At 65.8% G+C, this 19,070-nt stretch carries 19 protein-coding genes; 11 read left to right on the forward strand and 8 right to left on the reverse strand.

Annotation, left to right across the window (positions count from 1 at the left end):
• The first annotated feature begins 9 nt into the window (after positions 1-9).
• The 3 genes from L2U69_RS15225 to L2U69_RS15235 are packed head-to-tail and all read left to right on the forward strand — an operon-like array spanning position 10 to position 3,830.
• Positions 10-1,911 carry a hypothetical protein gene (locus L2U69_RS15225; protein WP_236107972.1) on the forward strand — a complete coding sequence of 634 codons (1,902 nt, stop codon included), beginning with the start codon at positions 10-12 and terminating at the stop codon, positions 1,909-1,911.
• 16 nt (positions 1,912-1,927) lie between these two features.
• Positions 1,928-3,340, forward strand: coding sequence for an outer membrane lipoprotein-sorting protein (locus tag L2U69_RS15230; RefSeq protein WP_236107973.1), 1,413 nt, complete (start codon positions 1,928-1,930; stop codon positions 3,338-3,340).
• 13 nt (positions 3,341-3,353) lie between these two features.
• Entirely contained in the window at positions 3,354-3,830 is a 477-nt protein-coding gene (locus tag L2U69_RS15235) for a hypothetical protein (RefSeq protein ID WP_236107974.1), read from the forward strand.
• 98 nt (positions 3,831-3,928) lie between these two features.
• Here L2U69_RS15235 and L2U69_RS15240 read toward each other — a convergent pair whose 3' ends face one another.
• The gene (locus L2U69_RS15240) at positions 3,929-4,282 is read right to left on the reverse strand and encodes a 2Fe-2S iron-sulfur cluster-binding protein (RefSeq protein WP_236107975.1); all 354 of its coding nucleotides are present in this window, start codon (positions 4,280-4,282) and stop codon (positions 3,929-3,931) included.
• A gap of 141 nt (positions 4,283-4,423) precedes the next feature.
• Between L2U69_RS15240 and L2U69_RS15245 the strand changes: the two genes are divergently transcribed.
• Complete coding sequence (locus L2U69_RS15245) at positions 4,424-5,893, forward strand: aldehyde dehydrogenase family protein (protein ID WP_236107976.1); 1,470 nt, start codon at positions 4,424-4,426, stop codon at positions 5,891-5,893.
• Between the two features lie 65 nt (positions 5,894-5,958).
• On the opposite strand, the gene L2U69_RS15250 is transcribed toward L2U69_RS15245, so the two are convergent.
• The 7 genes from L2U69_RS15250 to L2U69_RS15280 form a co-directional block, all read right to left on the reverse strand.
• Entirely contained in the window at positions 5,959-7,644 is a 1,686-nt protein-coding gene (locus L2U69_RS15250; RefSeq protein WP_236107977.1) for a sigma-54-dependent Fis family transcriptional regulator, read from the reverse strand.
• A 303-nt stretch (positions 7,645-7,947) separates the two neighbouring features.
• Positions 7,948-8,940 carry an aromatic/alkene monooxygenase hydroxylase subunit beta gene (locus L2U69_RS15255; RefSeq protein WP_236107978.1) on the reverse strand — a complete coding sequence of 331 codons (993 nt, stop codon included), beginning with the start codon at positions 8,938-8,940 and terminating at the stop codon, positions 7,948-7,950.
• Positions 8,941-8,968: 28 nt separating this feature from the next.
• Complete coding sequence (locus L2U69_RS15260; RefSeq protein ID WP_236107979.1) at positions 8,969-9,286, reverse strand: MmoB/DmpM family protein; 318 nt, start codon at positions 9,284-9,286, stop codon at positions 8,969-8,971.
• 14 nt (positions 9,287-9,300) lie between these two features.
• Positions 9,301-9,639, reverse strand: a complete 339-nt coding sequence (locus L2U69_RS15265; protein WP_236107980.1) for a Rieske 2Fe-2S domain-containing protein — start codon at positions 9,637-9,639, stop codon at positions 9,301-9,303.
• A 20-nt stretch (positions 9,640-9,659) separates the two neighbouring features.
• Complete coding sequence (locus tag L2U69_RS15270) at positions 9,660-9,920, reverse strand: toluene-4-monooxygenase system B family protein (protein ID WP_236107981.1); 261 nt, start codon at positions 9,918-9,920, stop codon at positions 9,660-9,662.
• A gap of 53 nt (positions 9,921-9,973) precedes the next feature.
• On the reverse strand, positions 9,974-11,467 hold the full coding sequence (locus tag L2U69_RS15275) for a YHS domain-containing protein (protein ID WP_236107982.1): 1,494 nt from the start codon (positions 11,465-11,467) through the stop codon (positions 9,974-9,976).
• Between the two features lie 456 nt (positions 11,468-11,923).
• Entirely contained in the window at positions 11,924-14,560 is a 2,637-nt protein-coding gene (locus L2U69_RS15280; RefSeq protein ID WP_236107983.1) for a LuxR C-terminal-related transcriptional regulator, read from the reverse strand.
• Here L2U69_RS15280 and L2U69_RS15285 point away from each other — a divergent pair.
• From L2U69_RS15285 to L2U69_RS15315, 7 genes are all read left to right on the forward strand, one after another.
• Positions 14,541-14,933, forward strand: coding sequence for a hypothetical protein (locus L2U69_RS15285; protein ID WP_236107984.1), 393 nt, complete (start codon positions 14,541-14,543; stop codon positions 14,931-14,933). The genes L2U69_RS15280 and L2U69_RS15285 overlap by 20 nt on opposite strands.
• 118 nt (positions 14,934-15,051) lie before the next feature.
• Positions 15,052-16,554 carry a YHS domain-containing protein gene (locus tag L2U69_RS15290; protein ID WP_236107985.1) on the forward strand — a complete coding sequence of 501 codons (1,503 nt, stop codon included), beginning with the start codon at positions 15,052-15,054 and terminating at the stop codon, positions 16,552-16,554.
• Between the two features lie 53 nt (positions 16,555-16,607).
• Positions 16,608-16,889 carry a toluene-4-monooxygenase system B family protein gene (locus L2U69_RS15295; RefSeq protein ID WP_236107986.1) on the forward strand — a complete coding sequence of 94 codons (282 nt, stop codon included), beginning with the start codon at positions 16,608-16,610 and terminating at the stop codon, positions 16,887-16,889.
• On the forward strand, positions 16,886-17,239 hold the full coding sequence (locus L2U69_RS15300; protein WP_236107987.1) for a Rieske 2Fe-2S domain-containing protein: 354 nt from the start codon (positions 16,886-16,888) through the stop codon (positions 17,237-17,239). The genes L2U69_RS15295 and L2U69_RS15300 overlap by 4 nt, the downstream gene beginning before the upstream one ends.
• Before the next feature lie 19 nt (positions 17,240-17,258).
• Positions 17,259-17,576: an MmoB/DmpM family protein gene (locus L2U69_RS15305; RefSeq protein WP_236107988.1), complete on the forward strand. Its 318-nt coding sequence runs from the start codon at positions 17,259-17,261 to the stop codon at positions 17,574-17,576.
• Between the two features lie 38 nt (positions 17,577-17,614).
• On the forward strand, positions 17,615-18,622 hold the full coding sequence (locus L2U69_RS15310) for a ferritin family protein (protein WP_236107989.1): 1,008 nt from the start codon (positions 17,615-17,617) through the stop codon (positions 18,620-18,622).
• Between the two features lie 13 nt (positions 18,623-18,635).
• Positions 18,636-18,938, forward strand: coding sequence for an EthD family reductase (locus L2U69_RS15315; protein WP_236107990.1), 303 nt, complete (start codon positions 18,636-18,638; stop codon positions 18,936-18,938).
• Positions 18,939-19,070: the final 132 nt, after the last annotated feature.

Below are 19,070 nucleotides of genomic sequence, written 5' to 3' on the forward strand. Positions count from 1 at the left end.
GGGGGCAACATGATCGGCAAGACCAAGAACGACTGGCGACGGGCATTGTTCGCCGGCACCATCCTGGGCGGCGTCTTCGGCGGCATCACGGCCGCCGGCGGACTCGCCCTGGTCGCGGACTTCAGCTATTGGGGCCGCGTGAAGCAGGGTATTTCGGCGACCCTCGACCAGGAGGGCGGGCCGACCTGGGGCCCCGCCAACTTCATCGCCGAAATCGCGGCGGCCCTCAGGATCAACCGCAATCTCCAGGTCACGGCGGACCTCTGGATGCGGGCCGACTGGTACCCCTATCTCAAGGGCAACCTGGTGGATCGCGGCATCCAGAACTACGATTCGCCCAACTTCCGCGATCAGTTCGGTTACCGCCTGAACCAGGGCGGCAATACCTATTCCGGCGACATTCCCTTCGGCAGCGACGCCAAGGACATCCGCTGGTACACCGACCTCGACGACATCATCCGCGAGCTTTCGGTCACCTATCGCTCCGACGACCGGTCTGTCGCGCTGAAGGCGGGCAGTTTCGTGCGCGGCTGGGGGCAATCGGACGGGTTGCGCCTGCTCGACATCCTCAATCCGCAGGATTTCCGCTCGCGCTTCGCCCTGTCGAATTCGGACGAGCTGCGCATTCCCCAGACCGGCGTCGCCCTCGACGTCGATCTCGCCCGCCTCGGCATCGGCGGGCCGTTCGAGGCCATCGGCATCTCCAAGCCGTCCTTCGAGATCCTCTATTTCCCACAGGTCCGGACCAGCGAATTCATCGTCAACAACCCGACGCCGTCCGATCAGACGGACGGCGGCGTCTTCGGCTTTCCCTATCCCTACCTCGACGATCCCGTGTCGGGTCGGGGCCTGCCCTATATCGGCGCCAATCTCCACGACCTGAAGCCGGACGAATGGAGCTGGGAGGAAGGTGAAATCGCGGGGCGCTTCAAGTTCAACGCGCTCGGTGCCGAAATCGCCTTCAGCGGCTTCTACGGCTGGCAGGATCTGCCCGTGGTCACCCTGCAGGGCGGCACGCTGCTGGTCGGCACCAATTACAACGATCCCGACCAGGCCCTGCTGCAGGTACCGCTGGACGTGCCGACCTCGACCTTCATCACCCATGGGCCGGGCATGTATATCGACCAGCTCCGCCTGACCAATGCCCTGAACGGCCTGCTCGGCCCGATCGGCGACCTCGATCTGCCGCTGATCGGACCGATCAACCAGATCACGCCCTTCGCCTGCACCAATCTGGCGGTGGTCGAGGGCTGTTCGGTCAATTTCGACTTCAATCTCGACTATCGCTACCGCCAGAAACTGGTCGGCTTCAGCCTGACCCGCGATCTCAAGGAACTGCGCTTCGGCGGCAAGCAGGTCAACCCGGTGCTGCGCCTCGAGGCGAGCTACGAATTCGACAAGCCCTTCAACCGCAGTGCCGTGCCGACGCAATGGGGCGTCGCCGAAGGCTCGGCCGCCCTGGTCGTCCCGCCCGAGGACGCGATCACCTACCGCGACCAGCTCGCCGTCATGGTCGGATTCGATTTCCCGCTGTGGGTTCCGTTCTGGGACAGCCAGCGCAAGTCGATCTTCACGAGCTTCCAGTTCTTCAACTTCCACACCTTCGATTCCGCCAACCTCATGTATCAGGCGCCCTACGCGCAGACACCGGTCCACGCCAACCACATGTTCGTCACCGGCTTCTGGAACATGCAGGTGGACAACGAGCAGCTCGTCTTCGAGGGCCTGGCCGCCTACGACATCAACAACAGCGGCTTCGCCTACCGGCAGCGCATCGATTTCAACTATTTCGGCGATTCGATCCGGCCCCGGCTCGAATACATCCACGTGAACGCGCGGAATGGCGTCGGCCCGTTCGGCTTCATCGACGACGCCGACATCGTCGAATTCTCGCTCACCTATCAATTCTAGGACCAGGGAGGAAAAAATGCCTAGAAACGTTAAGGATATCGCAGGTGGCATCGCCATGCTCGTGCTCGGCGCGACGGCGGCGGGCGGATCCGCCTCCGCGGCGGAATGGGTCGACGAATGGAAGGCGCTCGCCGCCCAGACCGGCTTCGAGGGTCACGCCAAATTCGCCGAACTGCTGGACAAGCCGGGGGCGGTCAAGCTGGCGGAGGACTGGGAAGCCTTCCGGGGATACTCCGCGCGTTCGATCGTCGCGCAGTCGAACGTGCCGGCCGATCTGAAGCCCGGGCTGGAAATCACCCGCGAGACGGCCGGCAACTACCCCTGGCTGAAGGACTATCTGCCGGCCCCCAGCTACGACCGGCTGATGTCGGCCGACTGGTTCGGCTGGAAGAAGATCCGGATCGTGCCGACCACGCCCTATACCCTGAGCGCCAATCGGCTGGCCGCCACCAAGGAGGCGATCGCGGCGGGCGAGACCTTCTCGGTGAACGCGGACGGCGAGCTGATCGACAGCAAGGGCGGTTTCGCCCTGATCGACAGCCCGGCCCTGCCGTTCACCAAGCCGAAATCGGGGATCGAGCTTTATTGGGCGTTCCTCGCGCATGGCATCGCCAACGAGAATCTGGAATTCGAACCCCTGGCGCTCGACGCCTGCCTGCCCAGCAACAAGGTCGATCGCTCGTACAAGTTGCACCTCTGGTGGCAGAAGATGCACGGCCGCGTCGATGTGGAACCCAAGGGTTCCATCGCGGGCGAGGACGACGTGATCGAGGCGGGGTCGGTAATCTTCCTCGAACCCTATGACGTCGCCGGCCTCGCGGCGTCGCGCCGGCGCTTCGCCGCCGCCGACAAGCCCGACGACTTCCGCGCCTTCGTGCCGAGCCTGAAGCGCACCCGCATCCTGGCGGGTTCGGACAGTCAGGATCCCATGGCCGCCGGCTTCGAGGCGACCTGGGACGAATGGCGCCAGACATGGATGAAGCCGGACGTGCAGGCCTTCGACTTCGAGATCGTGGGCGAGAAGCTGATCCTGGCCCAGCCCGAGACCGGGCACGCCTACAATCCCGCCCAGTCGCCGACCAACCCCTGCGAGATCGACGTGATCGACCTCGAACTGCGGCCGGTCTGGGTGCTGGAAGTGACGGACAAGACCGGGAACTACATCTACGGCAAGCGCCGCATCTACATCGACAAGGAATTCTGGTACGCCCAGTACCAGGAAATGTACGACCAGAAGGGTAATTTGTGGCGTGTCATCGACGATTCGCGCGACATGATCCCCGAAAAAGGTCTCTGGATGTGGCGCAACTACGTGATGTGGAACGTCATCTCCACCCGCTACAACCGGATCGAGATGACGGCCAAATGGTCCATCCTGGACAAGCCCATGCAGGGACTGTTCGACGTGGACGTGCTGCGAGACTATTGACGAGGGGATTCATATGAACGCCGACAGCTGTTCGATGCTCTTCAAGCACGGCCTTCTGGCCGTGCTTGTCGCGCTCATATCCGGTTTCTTCCTGATCTTCACCATGATCGGGGAGATATCCTTCTCGCCCCTGCCCTTCGGCATCCCGATCGAGATGCCCGGCACGGCCGCCGGGTGGCGGACCGTCCATCTCGGCATGATGCTGAACGGCTTCATGGCCCTGCTGTTCGGTGCCGTGCTGCGTCACCTCGAATTCGACGGCAATGCGCCGAAGCGCGTCGCCTGGTTCACGGTGATCGCGGTCTGGGGCAATTTCTGCTTCTACCTGTTCGGCATGTTCGCGCCGAACCACGGCGTCACCATGGGCGGCAACCGGCTCGGCGAGGGCAATCTGGCGGGCGCGCTCGCCTTCTTGCCGGCACTGGTCGGCGCCGTCACGCTGATCGTCGCCGTCGTCGTCATGCTGCGGGGCAGGATCGTGCGGCGCTGAGCCCCGCCTCGATCATCGCCGGTACGAAAAAGAACCGCCGGAGCAAGCTCCGGCGGTTTGAGTTTGAGGCGGCGGGAGGACCGCCTCGGGGAAACGCGTCAGACCAGGCCGACGACCCGCACAACGATGCCGTCGAGGCGTTCGTCCACGGGAATCTGGCAGGCAAGGCGTGTCGCCGGATCGTCGTTGGCCAGGAAGTTCAGCATTTCGGTCTCGACCACCTTCGCCGGCGGCAACTGGCCCTCGGACAATTGGACGACGAGACAGGTGCCGCAGACGCAATTGCCGCCGCAATCGCCCTCGATGCCCGGAATGCCGTTCGATACGGCCACCTGCATCAGGGATTTGCAGGGCGGGCTCGAGACACAGCGCCTGCTGCCGTCGTTCAGGATGAAGGTGATCTTCACCTGGGATTCGTCGTCGCGCGGATCTTCCTTGGCGGCCGTTACCATCGGTTCCTCCCCTCGGTCGTGCTCATCGTCCGGATTCTTGCCGGGGCACAATCTCGGGACGCCGATCTATTGATCGGGTTTCGTCATCTTCGGCGCCGATAGCATGGTGGTGAAGGACATCCAGGGAACAGGAAACGGACAGTGACAGCCATTTCGCCAGAGCCGCGCGTCGCGCCCGCCGCCGCCGCCAACACCGCCGGGGAACTCGCCGAGCTGGAGCGTGCCTTCGCCCTGCAGACGAAAGCCTTCGCCGCCGACAGTAATCCGGACCGTGGCACGCGCGACGAGCGGCTGAGCCGCCTCGGCCGGGCGATCGAGGAAAACCGCCGGCGCATCGTCGACGCGGTGATCAGCGACTTCGGCTGCCGCGCGCCCGAGGAAGTGCGCCTGACCGAGATCGTCTCCAGCCTGGCGCAGGTCGCCTACGCCCGCCGTCACCTCGCCAGATGGATGCGGCCGCGCCGGCGCTCGACCTCCATGTGGTTCCAGCCGGGCACCGGCAAGGTCGTCTGTCAGCCGATCGGCGTCGTCGGGGTCATGGCGCCCTGGAACCTGCCCTTCAATCTGGCCATCGCGCCGGCCATCGGCGCCATCGCGGCCGGCAACCGGGCCGTCGTGAAGATCTCCGAGGCGACACCGGCGACCGGCGAGGTAACGCGGGAGATTATGGCGGCCCATATGGATGCCTCGGAACTGGCGGTGATCCTCGGCGATGCCGACGTCTCGCGCGCCTTCGCCGCCAAGCCGTGGAACCATCTGCTGTTCACCGGATCCACCGCCGTCGGCCGTCATGTCGCGCTGGCGGCGGCCCGCAATCTCGTGCCCGTCACCCTGGAACTCGGCGGCAAGAGCCCGGTCGTCGTCGACCGTGACTTCCCGATCGAGGAAGCCGCCAGCCGCCTGCTCTGGGGAAAATCGTTCAATGCCGGGCAGATCTGCGTCGCCCCCGACTACGCCTTCGTCCCGCGCGAGAAGGTCGGTCCCTTCACCGACGCCTTCATCGCCCATGCCCGCAAACGCTTTCCCGGCGGGCCTATGGACGGCGCCTTCACCTCGGTGATCGACGATCGCGGCGTCGCCCGGCTGGAGGCGATGCTGGGCGCGGCGAGACAGGCCGGCGCCGCCGTCCATTCCCTCGGCGAGGCGAGCGAGGAGACGCGGCGCGCCCGCAAGGTGCCGCTGTCGGTCGTCGTCGATCCGCCGCGCGATTCGAGCATCATGACCGAGGAAATCTTCGGACCGCTGCTGGTCGTGCTCAGCTACGATTCGATGGACGAGGCGATCGCCTTCATCCGCTCGCGCGAGAATCCGCTCGGGCTCTATTACTTCGGCCATGATGCCGGCGCGCGCCGGCGCCTGCTGTCCGAGACCTTGTCGGGCGGGGTCGCGATCAACGACGTCATGCTGCAATACCTGCAGGTCGACCTGCCGTTCGGCGGTGTCGGCGCCAGTGGCATCGGGCGCTATCACGGGCCGGAAGGCTTCGACACCTTCTCGCACCACCGGGCGGTCTTCACCCAGCGAAGCATCGCCGGCATCACCGGCCTGAAGTTCCTCTATCCGCCCTATGGCGCGATCGGCCGCCGCCTGATCGCCATGATGGGCGGTTGACGGTGGGCCTGGCGCAGCCGCGCGCGGAACGTCCGCGCGCCTGCGGGTGGCGCGCCTCGGTCGCCTCAGCTCTTCTTCAGCCGATAGGCCAATTGAGCGCGGCTGATGCCGAGCAGGCGGGCGGCCTCGGAAATGTTGCCGCCGGCTTGTTCGACGGCGCCGCGCAGGAGGAAATCCTCCAGCTTGTCGAGGGGAATGCGGGAGCGCAGCACCGATTGGGCCAGTTGCTCGGGGCTGGCGGAACTGCCGGGGGCCTGGGCTTCGTCGATCACCGGGTTGAGGTGGCCTTCCTGGTCCATGCCGAGGGCGGGACCGTCGAGCCGTTCGCCCGAGGTGAAGAGGTGGCAGAGGTCGATGGCGCCGTTGTCGGGCGCCAGGATCACGCCGCGTTCCACCATGTTCTCAAGCTCGCGCACATTGCCCGGCCAGCCGTAAGCGTAAAGGCTGGTGATGGCGCGCTGGGTGAAGCCGGTCAGGGATTTGCCGTGGCGGGTGCAGAAATAGCCGAGGAAATGGTTCAGCAGCAGCGGGATGTCGGCGCGCCGGTTGCGCAGCGGCGGAATATGGATGGGAAAGACGTTCAGGCGGTAGAACAGGTCCTCGCGGAAACTGCCGTCGACCACGCCGCGCCGCAGGTCGACATTGGTGGCGGCTACGATGCGCACGTCGACCTTGCGGCTGCGCTGGTCGCCCACGCGCTCGATCTCGCCCTCCTGCAGGGCGCGCAGCAGCTTGCCCTGGGCGGCGAGGCTCAGCGTGCCGATCTCGTCGAGGAACAGGGTGCCGCCGTTCGCCCGCTCGAAGCGCCCCGGGCGCGAGGAGACGGCGCCGGTATACGCCCCCTTCTCGACGCCGAAGAGTTCGGATTCGATCAGATGCTCGGGGATCGCCGCGCAATTGACGGCGACGAAGGGATTGTCGGCACGGGGCGAGATGCGGTGCAGGGTCTGGGCGAACATTTCCTTGCCGACGCCGGATTCCCCGAGAAGAAGCACGGTCGCATTGGTGCCCGACACCTTCTCGAGCATGTGGCAGACGACGTTGAAACCCGCCGAGGCGCCGACCAGGTCCTTCACCGGCGACTGGCTCGCCGCCGTCTCCTCGGGCGCCGGCATGCCGGCGGCGACCGTGCTGACCACGATCGGGCCCTGGCTGTTGCGGTTGGCGAAGGCGTGGGGCTGAAGATAGCGGATATCCTCGTCCGCGTCGGGCCATTCCGAGACCGGCTTGCCGACGATGCGGCAGGCGGCATGGCCCATGGAGCGGCATTCGACCTCGCGGAACAGCATGGGACGGCCCATGAACACGCTGGTGTAACCCGAGGCATAACCGATCTGCATCCAGCACGCCGGGTCGGAGCCGATGCCGTGGGAGGCGATGTGGACCTCGTCCTCGCACGAGTCGTGCCAGATGAATTCGCCGTAGAAGCGGCCCGTGTTCACGTCCGCCTCCACCCGTACCGGCTCCACCGTGACGATGCCCTCGATCATGTGGAGCTGGGGGCCGACGTTGAAGAAGTCGAAGAAATCGCGGCCGTGGCGCACCTTGACCGCCAGTTCGGCGTCCTGGGCGCCGGAGGCATAGCCCATGCGGGTCAACAGGGCCCGTGCGCCCTGCACGCCGATGGTCTCGATCAGTTCGTTGCGCAGCGCGCCGAGGGAATGAGTGTGCAGCAGGATCATCCGGTTGTCGTCGAGCCAGATCCTGCCCACCTGGGGACAGAAGCGCAGACGTGCAGCCAGATCGTCCATTTCCGGGAAATCACGCGAACCACTGGAAGTCGAATTGGGGTCTTCCATACTATTTCTTGCAGTGGCAAATTTCCGAATGACGGCTGCCATGTTGTTTCCCCCCTTTTATCGTTATGGGGCTCTCGTATTTCGGAGCCTTACTTGACTGGGATCATAACATCGCCAATCGCGGTGAATGGCGGGATTGGCTCCGCTTCAGTGTTTCAAGGCAATGCTTTGTCCCGGGGATGAACACATAAACATTCAATGCGGTGGCGGATCCGGGGGGCGGCGGACCCGGCGCGCCCGGATCCGCCACCGTCCTCAGTCGCGCAGGCCGAGGCCGCGCTGGAAGGCCAGCATGTTCTCGATGGCCGCCTCGCCGCCGTCGCTTTCCTTCAGGGCACCGCAATAGGCGCGGATCGCCTCTTCCGCCTTCGGCGTCCAGGCCGCCACGCGGCCGCGCAGCCATTCGCGGTTGCCGTCGACCGCCAGCGCCATTTCGACCAGGCGCGAGGCCCAGCGGCGGTGGCGTTCGGCGTCGCGCATCTGGGCCTGCGACAGCAGGCTGTAGAGCGTGTCGTTGTTGCTGCGCGCGACGTCCGCGAGGGTGCCGAGCAGGGCTTCCTCGACCGCGGGCTTCAGCACCAGGTTGAAGACGACGAAGGACTCGGCCCAGTCCCAGACCACCAGCCCCTCCTCGAGCAGGCGGCGGAAGCCCTGCCACTGGGGATCGTCCTCCCAATGGGCGCGTTCGTTCTTGCCGAAGCCGAGGTCGGGCCGCGCCTTGCTGAGTTCGACCGTCCGATAGCAGGTATGGGTGACCCAGCGGAGCGAATCGGCGGACTGCAGATAGAGGCAGGTGGTGATGGTGCTGGCCGGCGCCATCTGGGCGACATAGGCCGAGCCCATCTGGAGACCGTGATAGAGATAGCGCGCGGGGGTATAGAAGGCGGTCAGGGTCTCGATCCATTCGTTCGGGATCATCTCGTCGTGGCCGCGGTCGCTGAACTGGTCGAACAGGCCGCCGACATAGGCTTCCTGGCCGTCCTGCAGGATATTGTAGGTGCGGTAGACGAGCTGGTCCGGATCCTGGAACAGGTCCCAGTCGGGGTGCTTCAGCGGGCTCTCGTTGCAATATTTGCGGTACCAGTCGTTCATCGGCAGGTCGGGATCCAGCTCCCACGGCACGTCCGGGTTCCGGCGGCGGTAGTGCAGGCGCGTGCTGACGATGTCGTATTCGCTGGGCCGCTTGCGGCGGTCGGCCAGATGCGACCAGGTCTTCAGCGGCTTCAGGGGCTCGGGGGTGGCGGTCATGGCGTTCTCCTCCCGGGAGTTCGTTCTGTCAGATGTGTTTCGCGAGATAGAAGCGGATGCGGTCGGGCGAGGTGTCGATCTGTCCGGAGAAGGAGCCGAGGTTGATCTCGATCTCGCGCATCTGGAACGGACGGCCCAGGGCCTCCTCCATCGAGGCGCGGGTCAGGATGCATTCGCCGTCGCATTCGATGCGGACATAGGCCGTACGGTCCTCGATGTGGATTTCCTTGCCCGGATTGTCGTCCTCCACCGCGAGGATCGCGGCCTGCGCCACTTCGCCCGCCCGCAGGATGGGGCCGACGCGGTTGTTGCGGTAGCCGTCGCCGGCCTTGTCGTGACTTGTCATGTTTCTCTCCCGCGTCAGGTGTGCGATTTGCAGGGCTCGACGCCGGCCACGTCGACGAAGATGTCCTCGCCGTCGATCCGGACCGGGTATTCGGCGATGCGGCAGTCCGTCGGGTTCAGGCCCTGGCCGGTCTCGCTGTCGAACTGCCAGAGATGGGCCTTGCAGGTGATCACCCCGCCCTCGAAGCTGCCGTCGATGAGCGCGATCTCCTGATGCGGGCACATCGACTGGAACGCCTTGATCCGGCCGCCCTCGATGCAGACGACAAGGACGTCGCGGCCGTCCGATGCCGTGAATTCCTCCATCTCGCCTTCCCAGACATCGTCGAGCGAGCAGATTTTCTCGAACGCCATGCGCGTCTCTCTCGCCTCGGTCAGATGTCGGAAAAGATGACGTCGATGGTTTCGGTCGGCATCAGGCCGGTGTTCTTCACCAGCATCTCGCGCGGGTAGAGTTCGCCCGTCGAATGACGGCGGATGCGCAGGACCTTGCCGGGTCGGGGCGCGACGCGCCGGTCGATCGAATGCACGGCGCAGGCGGATGCCACTTCATCCATGGTCGCGCCGTCGTCGACGACCACGAGCTGAACGACGAAATCACCCTCGAAATTCGAAGAAAGCGGAAACAGTGCCATGGTTCCTCCCCTTTATGGCAATGGGGGAGGGGCGTTGCCCCTCCCGTTGCGCCTTACTCGGCGGCTTGCTGCTTGCCGACGCCGGCCCAGGCGTAGTTATGCGCGTCGGAGCCGATCTCGCCCGGCGCCAGACCCATGTAGAGCAGCGCGCCCGCCAGGTTCTGCGGCTGGATCTCGCCCGCCAGGAAGCGGTCGACGACGCTCATGTGGCCCTTGTAACGCTCCGGATCCTGCTGGAAGCACCAGCGGTCGACCTCGGAACCGAAGTGGTAGAGACGGCCCTCGTGGACGAGCTGGTAATCCTTCACATTCCAGCCGTCGCCCGGCGCGCCGACCACCGGCAGGTTGCACATGTTGCAGATGGTGGGCAGCGTCTCGGGCAGGGTCAGATCCTCGCGGCCCTTCTGCAGGTTCTCGGTGATCACGTCCCAGCAGCGGCCGAAGGTCGCGTTCCAGCCCGGATATTTGCTCTCCAGCCATTCGCGCTCCTCGGGCGAGGCGCCGGCGGCCGGGTTCCACCACACCGTCGGGCGCCAGTACCAGACGCCCATGTGCATGCCGTGGTGGGTCTCGTCGAGGGCGCGGATGAATTCGTCCCAGTACCAGGGCAGGTCGAGGCCGAGATCGTTCAGCTGGCGCTCGAACTGACCGATGATCCACTCCTGCATGAATTCCTTGAACGACTGCTTGCGGTGCTCCAGCGGGGTGTAATAGTCGAGGATCGGGCCGGTCAGCACCGAGAACAGTTTCCATGCCCGCCAGAAGATGACGTCGATCATCTTCTGCGCCTCGTCCTTCTTGCCGTTCTCGATCAGGATCTTCAGGACCGGGCCGCCCTGCTGGGCGTGGCGGGATTCGTCGGTCTGGATCGAGGAGATCAGGCTGGCGAACGTGTGGTCACCGGCTTCGGCGGCGTCGGCCGCGAGGCCGAGGAACTGCATGTTGGTGAAGCCGGTCTCGAAGGCGAAGGTCAGCATGATGGCGACGCTGACGGAATCGCGCGTGAACATCATGTCGTCGAACATGTGGCGCGCGGCGACCGCGGCCCATTCGTTGGTGTGCATGGCCTTGTAGGCCCAGTCCCACTGGCGGCTGCGCTTGGTGTGCTCGTGCGGGAAGAAGAGCTGGATCTGGCCGTGGCGCATTTCGTCCAGCATGCCGAAGGTCGCCATGTTGCGGTTGCCCGGCGCGCGCGAGAAGCGGGCCATGCGGGCCTCCGCCGTGGCGGCGGCATATTCGGCGACGGCGAGCGCGCCGTAATGGGCCTGCAGGGTGCTGACCCAGCCCGGATCGGCGTCGTCGATGTAATTGGCGCGCTCCAGCGCGGCCTTCACCGAATAGGCGCCGGCGTCCTTCTCGCGCTGGGTCGCGACATAGTCGCTGTAGGTAACTTTATAGGGTTCGTCGAAGCTCTCCCAGGCCTCGGCAGGGATGCCGCGCGCGCCCGACATCATCTCGGGAAAGAGTTCGGATTCGGGAACGTAGCGCGGGGTCCAGTTCGTCGTCCGGACGAGATCGTAATATTCGTTCGAAGCCAGCTTAGACATTGCTGTTCCTCCCTGTTGGCCTTGTTCGTGGCCGGATACCGTCTTGGGCGTGGCGACGCATGGCGTCCGCGACACCGCTGCCCTCTGTTACAGCAACGATCGTGCCAAGCGCCCGCGGAGGGCCTCCGGCAAGCCTCTCCGCGCGCCGCCGCCGCGCCGCCGGACCCTCCGCGCGACGCCTGTTGTTGCACTGCATCGCAGGGCGAACCGCCCGCCCCGGCAGAGATTCCATCGTCCGATGACACGGGCGGACGGTGTGAATTGTTGCGGCGCATTCCGACACCGCCGCCGGCCCGCCGCCGCATGAGGCGAAACCGGTCCGGCACGGCCGGGCGCGGGGATTTGCTCTGTTCATGAAATCGGCGGACACCGCCGGAAGGCGCCGGCGATGCGATTTATCGATTTCATGCAATGGCGCCCTCCACTTCTCGGTCCGCCCTTCGAAGACGGGGAGGATCAGCGCAGGCCGATCACCCCCAGGGTCCTGGCGGTGCGGATGGCGTGCCGGCGGCCGCGCGCGGCGACCTTGTCGAAGATGCGCTGCCAGTACCATTTCACCGTGCTCTCGGCGATCGACAGGGCCGCCGCGATCTCGCCGTTCGAAAGGCCGTCGTCGGCGAGGCGCAGGATCTCGATCTCGCGTCCGGTCAGCGGTTCGCAGAGCGCGGCGCCCTCCGCATCGGCGACGGCGTGGCGCCTGGTCCCGTCGGCGCCGATCGCCGCCAGGATGGCGCCGGCGTAATCGGCGACGGCGGGATGCGCGTCGCGAAGCTGATTGCGCACCACGGTCAGCACCGGGGCGAGAACCGGTCCCTGATCGGCGAAACTGCGGACGAAGCGGGCATGGGTCATGGCCTTGAGCACGTCGACCAGCAGGCGCTGAGCCCCCTCGACGTCGCCGTCGCGGACCAGGGCCCGGGCCAGCAGGGCGGCGATGGCGGCGACGCTGGCCTTGGCCTGGCGATGGGTCGCGAAGCGCAGCCAGCGCTGCAGGATCGCCGCCGCCGCCCGCGCCTTGCCGGCCGCGATCAGCCGCTCGCAATGGACGAGGGCGGCGGTCTCGTGCCGGCTGCTCGGCTGCGCGATCGACCAGGGATCGTCGAATTCGGCGGGCAGCGGCGACAGGTCCAGGGTATCGATGCCCCGGGCGAAGAAGGGATCGAGCGCGGCCAGCCGGAACCGCTGCAGCAGGACCAGGCCCTTGAAACGGTCGAAGCCGAACTGAGTTGCGGCGCAGTCGGCCTCGTCCAGCAGGGCCCCGACCTGGGCGAAGTCGCGGTCGATGAATGCCAGCCGGATCGAGGTGAAGAAGGCCTCCATCATGTTGTCGACGAAGCCCAGCTCCTTGCTGAGGGGCAGATAGCCGGCCAGCAGGCGCCGCGCCTCGGCGACGTCGCCGCGCTCGTAGGCGATCGAGGCGAGGAGGGAAGTCGGCATCGATGCCAGCGGCGTGAAGGCGCCATGCAGCTTCACCGCCATGGCGAGCGAGCGGTCGAGCACGGTGACCGCCTCGTCCAGACGGCCGCAGCGCTGGAGCGAACGGCCGACGATCGAATCGTGAAACACGGTGCCGTAGAAGGCGCCGTGGCGCATGAACATCTCGCGCACTTCCTCGGCCCGGGACATGACCAGATCGAAGCGGAAGAATTCGCGGTCGGTCAGGATCTGCGCCGACAGCGAGGAGGCATACATGAACATGTCGTTGCTGTAGCGGGACTCGAGCCAGGCCTGGGCGTCGGCGCGGGCGCCGGCATTGTCGTCGTTCAGCAGCTTCAGCATCATTTCCCGATGGGACAGTTTCTCGCGCAGATAGGCGAGATCGGGGCCGCCGCCGCTGCCCGCCGCCCGTTCGGTCAGGGTCTGGACCGCGATCCGGGCATCGCGGAGGTCCGCCTCCGCCTCGCGAAAGCGCCAGCGCAACTCGCTCTGCCAGGCGCGGTCCAGCAGCAGGCGGGGCAGGCGGCGGATATGGGCGTCGGAAAGGCGCCGGGCATAGCTCTCCAGGGTCATGGCACGGCCGGCGGAGAACAGGGCATCGCTGCCCTCGTCTAGCAGCTGGCCGGCGAATTCGTGATCGCCCGAGGCGAAGGCATGACCGATCGCCTCGGTGATCATGCCGTTGTCGAACAGCCAGCGCGCGGCGGTGCGGTGCAGATGCGGCACGCGCTCGCGGTGCAGTTCCGTCAGCTTGCGGCGCAGATAGTCGTTGAACAGGTGGTGATAGCGGAACCACATGCGTTCATCGTCCAGCGGCACCAGGAACAGGTTCCACTGCTCGATATAGTCGAGGCTCTCGAAATTGCGGGCGCCGGGGTTGACGGCGTTGCACAGGTCCAGGGTGAAGCGTTCGAGGATCGCGGTGTTCAGCAGGAAATCCCGCACCGCCTCCGGATGCTTCTGGAACACTTCGTCCGAGATGAAGCCGTCGATCCGCTTGTTGGTGCCCGAGAAGGCGTTGATGAAATGGCCCTTGTCCGCCTCGTTGGCGAGCGCGATCGAGGCGAGCTGGAGCCCGGCCACCCAGCCCTCGGTCTTCTGGCGCAGAAGGTCGCTCTGGTTCTCGGTGACGTCGCCGTGGCCCCAGAGGCGCAGCACGCGCTGGGTCTCGTCCGGGTCGAACTGCAGGTCCTGGAAGGTCAGCTCCCGCACCAGGCCCAGCATGCGCAGGCGCGCGATGGAGAGGTTGTGCTGGTTGCGCGAGGCGATGAGGAAGCGCAGATGCTGCGTGTTCGCTTCGAGCAGGAGGTTCATCAACTCGACGACGCGGGCGTCGGTGATGCAGTGATAATCGTCGAGGAAGACGACCATGTCCTGGCGCAGGTCCGCGATCTCGTTCAGCAGGGTCCGCTGCAGCACCGCTTCGGGCGGCATCAGGCCGGTCTCCAGCAGGATCGCCGTCGCGGTGCAGGCGTTGGGCGCCGCCATCCGCAGCGCCGAGACCAGAAGCGCGATCAGGCCCGTGGTATCGTTGTCGGCATAGTCGAGGCTGGCCCAGCCGGCGGCCTGGCCGCGCTGGCGGCAGTCGTGGAAGGCCTGGACCATCGCCGTCGTCTTGCCCGAACCGGCGGGCGCCGTGATCAAGGTAATCGGCATGGTCGCGTCCGGGTTTATCGAACCCGTGACCCGTGCCCTGCTGATGGTCCGCTCGTCGTTGTTCGGCGGCTGTAACTTCGTCTTCCGGATGAAGACACGGGAAGATTGCATGGCATCTTCTCTGTTTATTTATGTCTGTTTATTCATGCCCGAAATCCACGAGGTCTCCGGGTTACCTCCCGCCCGAACGGTAGACTGGCGGGAAATTCATGTCATGCCCGTTCTCCGAAGAATGGTCCCAATTCGCCTGCAAATATTTCAGTTTTGCAGTATTCGCAGGCGCAGCAAGACATTCGCCGCGATCCCGCGGCCGTCGCCATCGTCCTCTTCCGTCCTTTTGGTTGGCGAGATCCTGCGTCCCTGTGCCTCTTGACGTCACGTTCCATCCCTTTGGGCTGGTGAAGACTGTCCTTGCGCCGGCGATAACGGCAGCAGACGCAGGGCCGGTCGAACGCGGCCGGCCGCCACGGCGCCATGGGAGGACGCAAGAGATGACATTGCTGCAGCGAAGCGACTGGTACGACGTCGCCCGGGACACCAACTGGACGCCGTCCTTCGTCTCCGAGGCGGACCTGTTCCCGCCCGAGATGAGCGACCCCTTCGACATGCCGAAGGCCGCCTGGGCGGAATACGACGAGCCCTACAAGGTCTCCTACGCCGAATACGTGAAGGTCCAGCGCGAGAAGGACGCGGGCGTCTATGCCGTCAATACGGCGGCGGCACGAACCCGCTTCATGGAAGAGGCGGGGCAGCGCTGGCATTCGATCCTGAAGCTGCATTTCGGCGCGGTCTCGCTCGCGGAATCCAGCTCGCAGATCTCGGAGGGGCGCATGGCGCGCTTCGGCATGGCGCCGGGCATGCGCAACATGGCGACCTTCGGCCTCCTCGATGAAATCCGCCACGGCCAGACCCAGCTCTATTTCGCCCACGAGAGCCTGAAGCACAGCCCGCAGTTCAACTTCGCGCACAAGCTGCTCGGCACCCAGGAATGGGGGGCGATCATGACGAGGGCGACCCTGGACGACGTCTTCCTGGGCCGGGACGCGGTGACGACGGCGATCATGCTGACCTTCGCCTTCGAGACCGGCTTCACCAACATGCAGTTCATCGGTCTCGCCGGCGACGCGGCCGAGGCGGGCGACACCAGCTTCTCCAACCTGATCTCGTCGATCCAGACCGACGAATCGCGCCATGCCCAGATCGGCGCGCCGCTCCTGAAGCTGATGGTGAAGAACGGCTACAAGGACGAGGCGCAGAAGGCGGTCGACATCGGCTTCTGGCGCACTTACCGCTTCTTCGCCCTGCTGACCGGCACCGTGATCGACTATTTCATGCCGCTCGAGAAGCGCACGTCGTCGTTCAAGGAATTCATGGAGGAATGGATCGTCGGTCAGTTCGAGCGCACCCTGCTCGACATGGGCCTGGACCTGCCCTGGTACTGGGACTTCTTCCTCGAGGATATTGAGAGCTTCCACCACGGCATGCACATCGGCTGGTGGCTCTATCGCGACACGGTCTGGTTCAATGTGCCCGCCGGCGTCTCCCCGGCCGAGCGCGACTGGCTGGAGAGCAAATATCCGGGCTGGAACGACAGCTGGGGCCGCCTGTGGTCGCAGATCGGCGAGAACATCCGCGCCGGCAGGACCGACCTCACGGTGCCGAAGACCCTGCCGGTGGTCTGTTCCTTCAACAATCTGCCCATGGTCACCGACCCGTCGAAGCCCTGGGCCGGCAAGGACCAGATGCTGACCTACAAGGGCAAGAAGTACTACTTCCAGTCCCATGTCGAGAAATGGGTCTTCGAGCAGGACCCGGAGCGTTACGCCGCGCACCAGACCCTGATCGACCAGTTCCTGGCCGGCAGGATCCAGCCGCCGACCTACGAGGGGGCACTCAACTACATGGGCCTCTCGCCGGTCGAGCGCGGCAAGGACGCGGAGAATTTCGCCTGGGCCTTCGCCGGCCGCGAACCGCGGACCATGGCCGCCGAGTGACCCCGATTCTCCGGCGGGGCCGCCCGCCGGGGACTTCCTTCCAGGAGAACGACATGTCCGACCTGCCCCTGCTCGTGTCCTGCGAGCGCGATTTTCTCGTCCACCTCGTCGCCATTCCGGCCGAAGCCCGGGTCGGCGACCTGATCGAGGCCGCTGCCTCCCTGGTCGTCGGCGTCCATGTGCCCGACCGGCCCCTGTCGACGGTTCATATCCGCAAGATCGATGGCGACGCCGCCCTGCCGATCGACGCCACGGTGACCGATGCCGGCATCGAGGCGATGGACTGGGTGCATCTGTTCTTCGATGCCGCCCCCGAAGGAGAACCGGTGCAATGACCGTCGCGGTCGCCACCGAATTTCACATGGTCTGCGACCTCGACGAAGTGTGGGAGGGCGAGGTCGCGGAATTCGAGGTCGCGGGCCACGACGTGCTGATCGTGCATCGCGCGGGCGGCGAAGTGGTCGCCCTGCAGGCGCTCTGCCCGCATCAGGACATCTCGCTGGCGGAAGGCGGCTTCGAGAACGGCGTCCTGACCTGCCGCGCCCACCTCTGGCAGTTCGACAGCGCCACCGGCGCCGGCCTCAACCCCACCGACTGCCGCCTGGCGCGCTATCCGCTGCGGGTGGTCGACGGCAAGGTCCAGATCAGCGTCGAGGGCGTGGTGCCCTTTCGTGTCGGCGCATGAAGACGATCGGAGAGAACAGATGACGACGGCAAGCGTCCGCAGCGACGGACTGAGCGGCAATATGGTCGGCCCCGTGCTCAGGGCCGGCGAACTGGCGGATGCGGTGGTGGAGGCGATCCACCGCGACAATCCGGACCAGGAGGTCACGGTGATCGACAAGCGCGCCTATCTGCGCGTCCAGGTCCTCGGCGAATGCGTGGTGCGCCGCGCGACCCTGGAAGAGGTGCTGCGCCGGCCGTTCCTGATGCAGGAGATCGAGCCGATCCTCGCCTCCTTCGCCGGGCAGATCGAGTCGACGGAACGCTATGTCCGTTTCTTCCTCGACCATCGCCGCTGACCGGAATCGACAATCAACGCCATAGAGGGAGTGAAACCATGAAAGAAGGTCCTGTCGAGCAGGCCCGCCTGAAGACCTGGAGCGCGCTGGCCGCCCAGCGCCGCAAGCCCAGCGAATATGAAGCCGTCGCCTTCGACACCCATTTCCTGAACGACTACGCCCAGCCCGGCAGGAGCGGGCCGGCCCTGCCGTCGCTCGGCCCCGACACCTTCGTCAATCGCTGGTACCAGAAGAATCTGATCGACAGCCCGCTGCGTCACGACGACTGGCTGGCCTTCCGCGATCCCGAGGAAGTGACCTATCGGCGCTACAACATCGTCCAGGAAGGGCAGGAGAATTACGTCGCCGAAGTGCTCGACCGCTTCAGCAACGAAGGCCATGATGCCGGTCTCGATGCCGAATGGCTGACGGTCCTGTCGCGGCTCTATACGCCGCAGCGCTTCGTCCACCACGCGGTGCAGATGGCGTCGGCCTATGCCGCGACCACGACGCCGGCCTCGACCATCTCCCATTGCTATGCCTTCCAGTCGGCCGATGCGCTCCGCGCCGTCTCCCATGTCTCCTACCGCACGGTGGAACTGGCGCGCGCCCATGCCGGCTTCGGCTTCGGCGAGGAGGAACGCCGCCATTGGGAAAAATCGGCCGAATGGCAGGGTTTCCGCGAGTTGATGGAAAAGGCCCTGGTCGCCTATGAATTCGGCGAGACCTTTGTCGCCCTGAACCTGGTGGCCAAGCCCGCGATCGACGAAGCCTGCGTGCGCCAGTTCGGCCGCGCCGCCCGCCGTTTCGAGGATTCGGTCCTGGATCTCCTCTCCGACGCGATCCTGAAGGACAGCGCGCGTTCCCGGGCCTGGACCGGCGGCCTGGTGCGGTTCATGGCCCAGAAGGACGGCAACATGGATCTGCTGCGCCGCTGGCTCGCCAAATGGCAGCCGCTCGGCGATGCCGCGATCGAGGGCTTCTGCGCGGGCCTGCCGGACGGCGACCGGGCGGCGGCGGCGGCGCGCCAGGCCACGCGCGAATTCCGCGACTCGATCGGTCTCTGAGGGGGCGGCGCGCATGGCGATCCTGCTCGTCCTCTATGGGCGGCCGGCCGATCCGGCCGCCTTCGACCGGCACTACGCGGCAACCCACCTGCCGCTGGTGCGGAAACTGCCGGGCCTCGTCTCGGTCCGTCTCAGCGACGGCCTCGACGTGCTTTCGGGCGACGATCTCTATCAGGTCGTCCGCCTCGAATTCCCGTCGCTGGCGGATGTGAAGGCGGCCCTGGGGTCGCCCGAGGGCGCGGCGGCGGCGGGTGATCTCGCCGTCTTCGCCGACGGCGGCGTGCAGATCGTCGCCTTCGACGAGCGCGCGGCGTGACGGGGGGCCTGATGGACGTCCGCGCCGCCGTCGCCTTCGAGGCCGGCAAACCGCTCGAAATCGTCACGGTGCAGCTGGAGGGCCCGAAGGCGGGCGAGGTGCTGGTCGAGATCAAGGCGACCGGCATCTGCC

The sequence above is a fragment of the Zavarzinia marina genome (assembly GCF_021568905.1).
Lineage (GTDB): Bacteria > Pseudomonadota > Alphaproteobacteria > Zavarziniales > Zavarziniaceae > Zavarzinia > Zavarzinia marina.

What these genes read in the sequence shown, in the direction of transcription:
- L2U69_RS15225 (WP_236107972.1), top strand. Translation starts at nt 10, where the DNA reads ATGATCGGCAAGACCAAGAACGACTGGCGACGGGCATTGTTCGCCGGC.
- L2U69_RS15230 (WP_236107973.1), top strand. Translation starts at nt 1,928, where the DNA reads ATGCCTAGAAACGTTAAGGATATCGCAGGTGGCATCGCCATGCTCGTG.
- L2U69_RS15235 (WP_236107974.1), top strand. Translation starts at nt 3,354, where the DNA reads ATGAACGCCGACAGCTGTTCGATGCTCTTCAAGCACGGCCTTCTGGCC.
- L2U69_RS15240 (WP_236107975.1), bottom strand. Translation starts at nt 4,282, where the DNA reads ATGGTAACGGCCGCCAAGGAAGATCCGCGCGACGACGAATCCCAGGTG.
- L2U69_RS15250 (WP_236107977.1), bottom strand. Translation starts at nt 7,644, where the DNA reads ATGGACGATCTGGCTGCACGTCTGCGCTTCTGTCCCCAGGTGGGCAGG.
- L2U69_RS15255 (WP_236107978.1), bottom strand. Translation starts at nt 8,940, where the DNA reads ATGACCGCCACCCCCGAGCCCCTGAAGCCGCTGAAGACCTGGTCGCAT.
- L2U69_RS15260 (WP_236107979.1), bottom strand. Translation starts at nt 9,286, where the DNA reads ATGACAAGTCACGACAAGGCCGGCGACGGCTACCGCAACAACCGCGTC.
- L2U69_RS15265 (WP_236107980.1), bottom strand. Translation starts at nt 9,639, where the DNA reads ATGGCGTTCGAGAAAATCTGCTCGCTCGACGATGTCTGGGAAGGCGAG.
- L2U69_RS15270 (WP_236107981.1), bottom strand. Translation starts at nt 9,920, where the DNA reads ATGGCACTGTTTCCGCTTTCTTCGAATTTCGAGGGTGATTTCGTCGTT.
- L2U69_RS15275 (WP_236107982.1), bottom strand. Translation starts at nt 11,467, where the DNA reads ATGTCTAAGCTGGCTTCGAACGAATATTACGATCTCGTCCGGACGACG.
- L2U69_RS15280 (WP_236107983.1), bottom strand. Translation starts at nt 14,560, where the DNA reads ATGCCGATTACCTTGATCACGGCGCCCGCCGGTTCGGGCAAGACGACG.
- L2U69_RS15290 (WP_236107985.1), top strand. Translation starts at nt 15,052, where the DNA reads ATGACATTGCTGCAGCGAAGCGACTGGTACGACGTCGCCCGGGACACC.
- L2U69_RS15295 (WP_236107986.1), top strand. Translation starts at nt 16,608, where the DNA reads ATGTCCGACCTGCCCCTGCTCGTGTCCTGCGAGCGCGATTTTCTCGTC.
- L2U69_RS15300 (WP_236107987.1), top strand. Translation starts at nt 16,886, where the DNA reads ATGACCGTCGCGGTCGCCACCGAATTTCACATGGTCTGCGACCTCGAC.
- L2U69_RS15305 (WP_236107988.1), top strand. Translation starts at nt 17,259, where the DNA reads ATGACGACGGCAAGCGTCCGCAGCGACGGACTGAGCGGCAATATGGTC.
- L2U69_RS15310 (WP_236107989.1), top strand. Translation starts at nt 17,615, where the DNA reads ATGAAAGAAGGTCCTGTCGAGCAGGCCCGCCTGAAGACCTGGAGCGCG.
- L2U69_RS15315 (WP_236107990.1), top strand. Translation starts at nt 18,636, where the DNA reads ATGGCGATCCTGCTCGTCCTCTATGGGCGGCCGGCCGATCCGGCCGCC.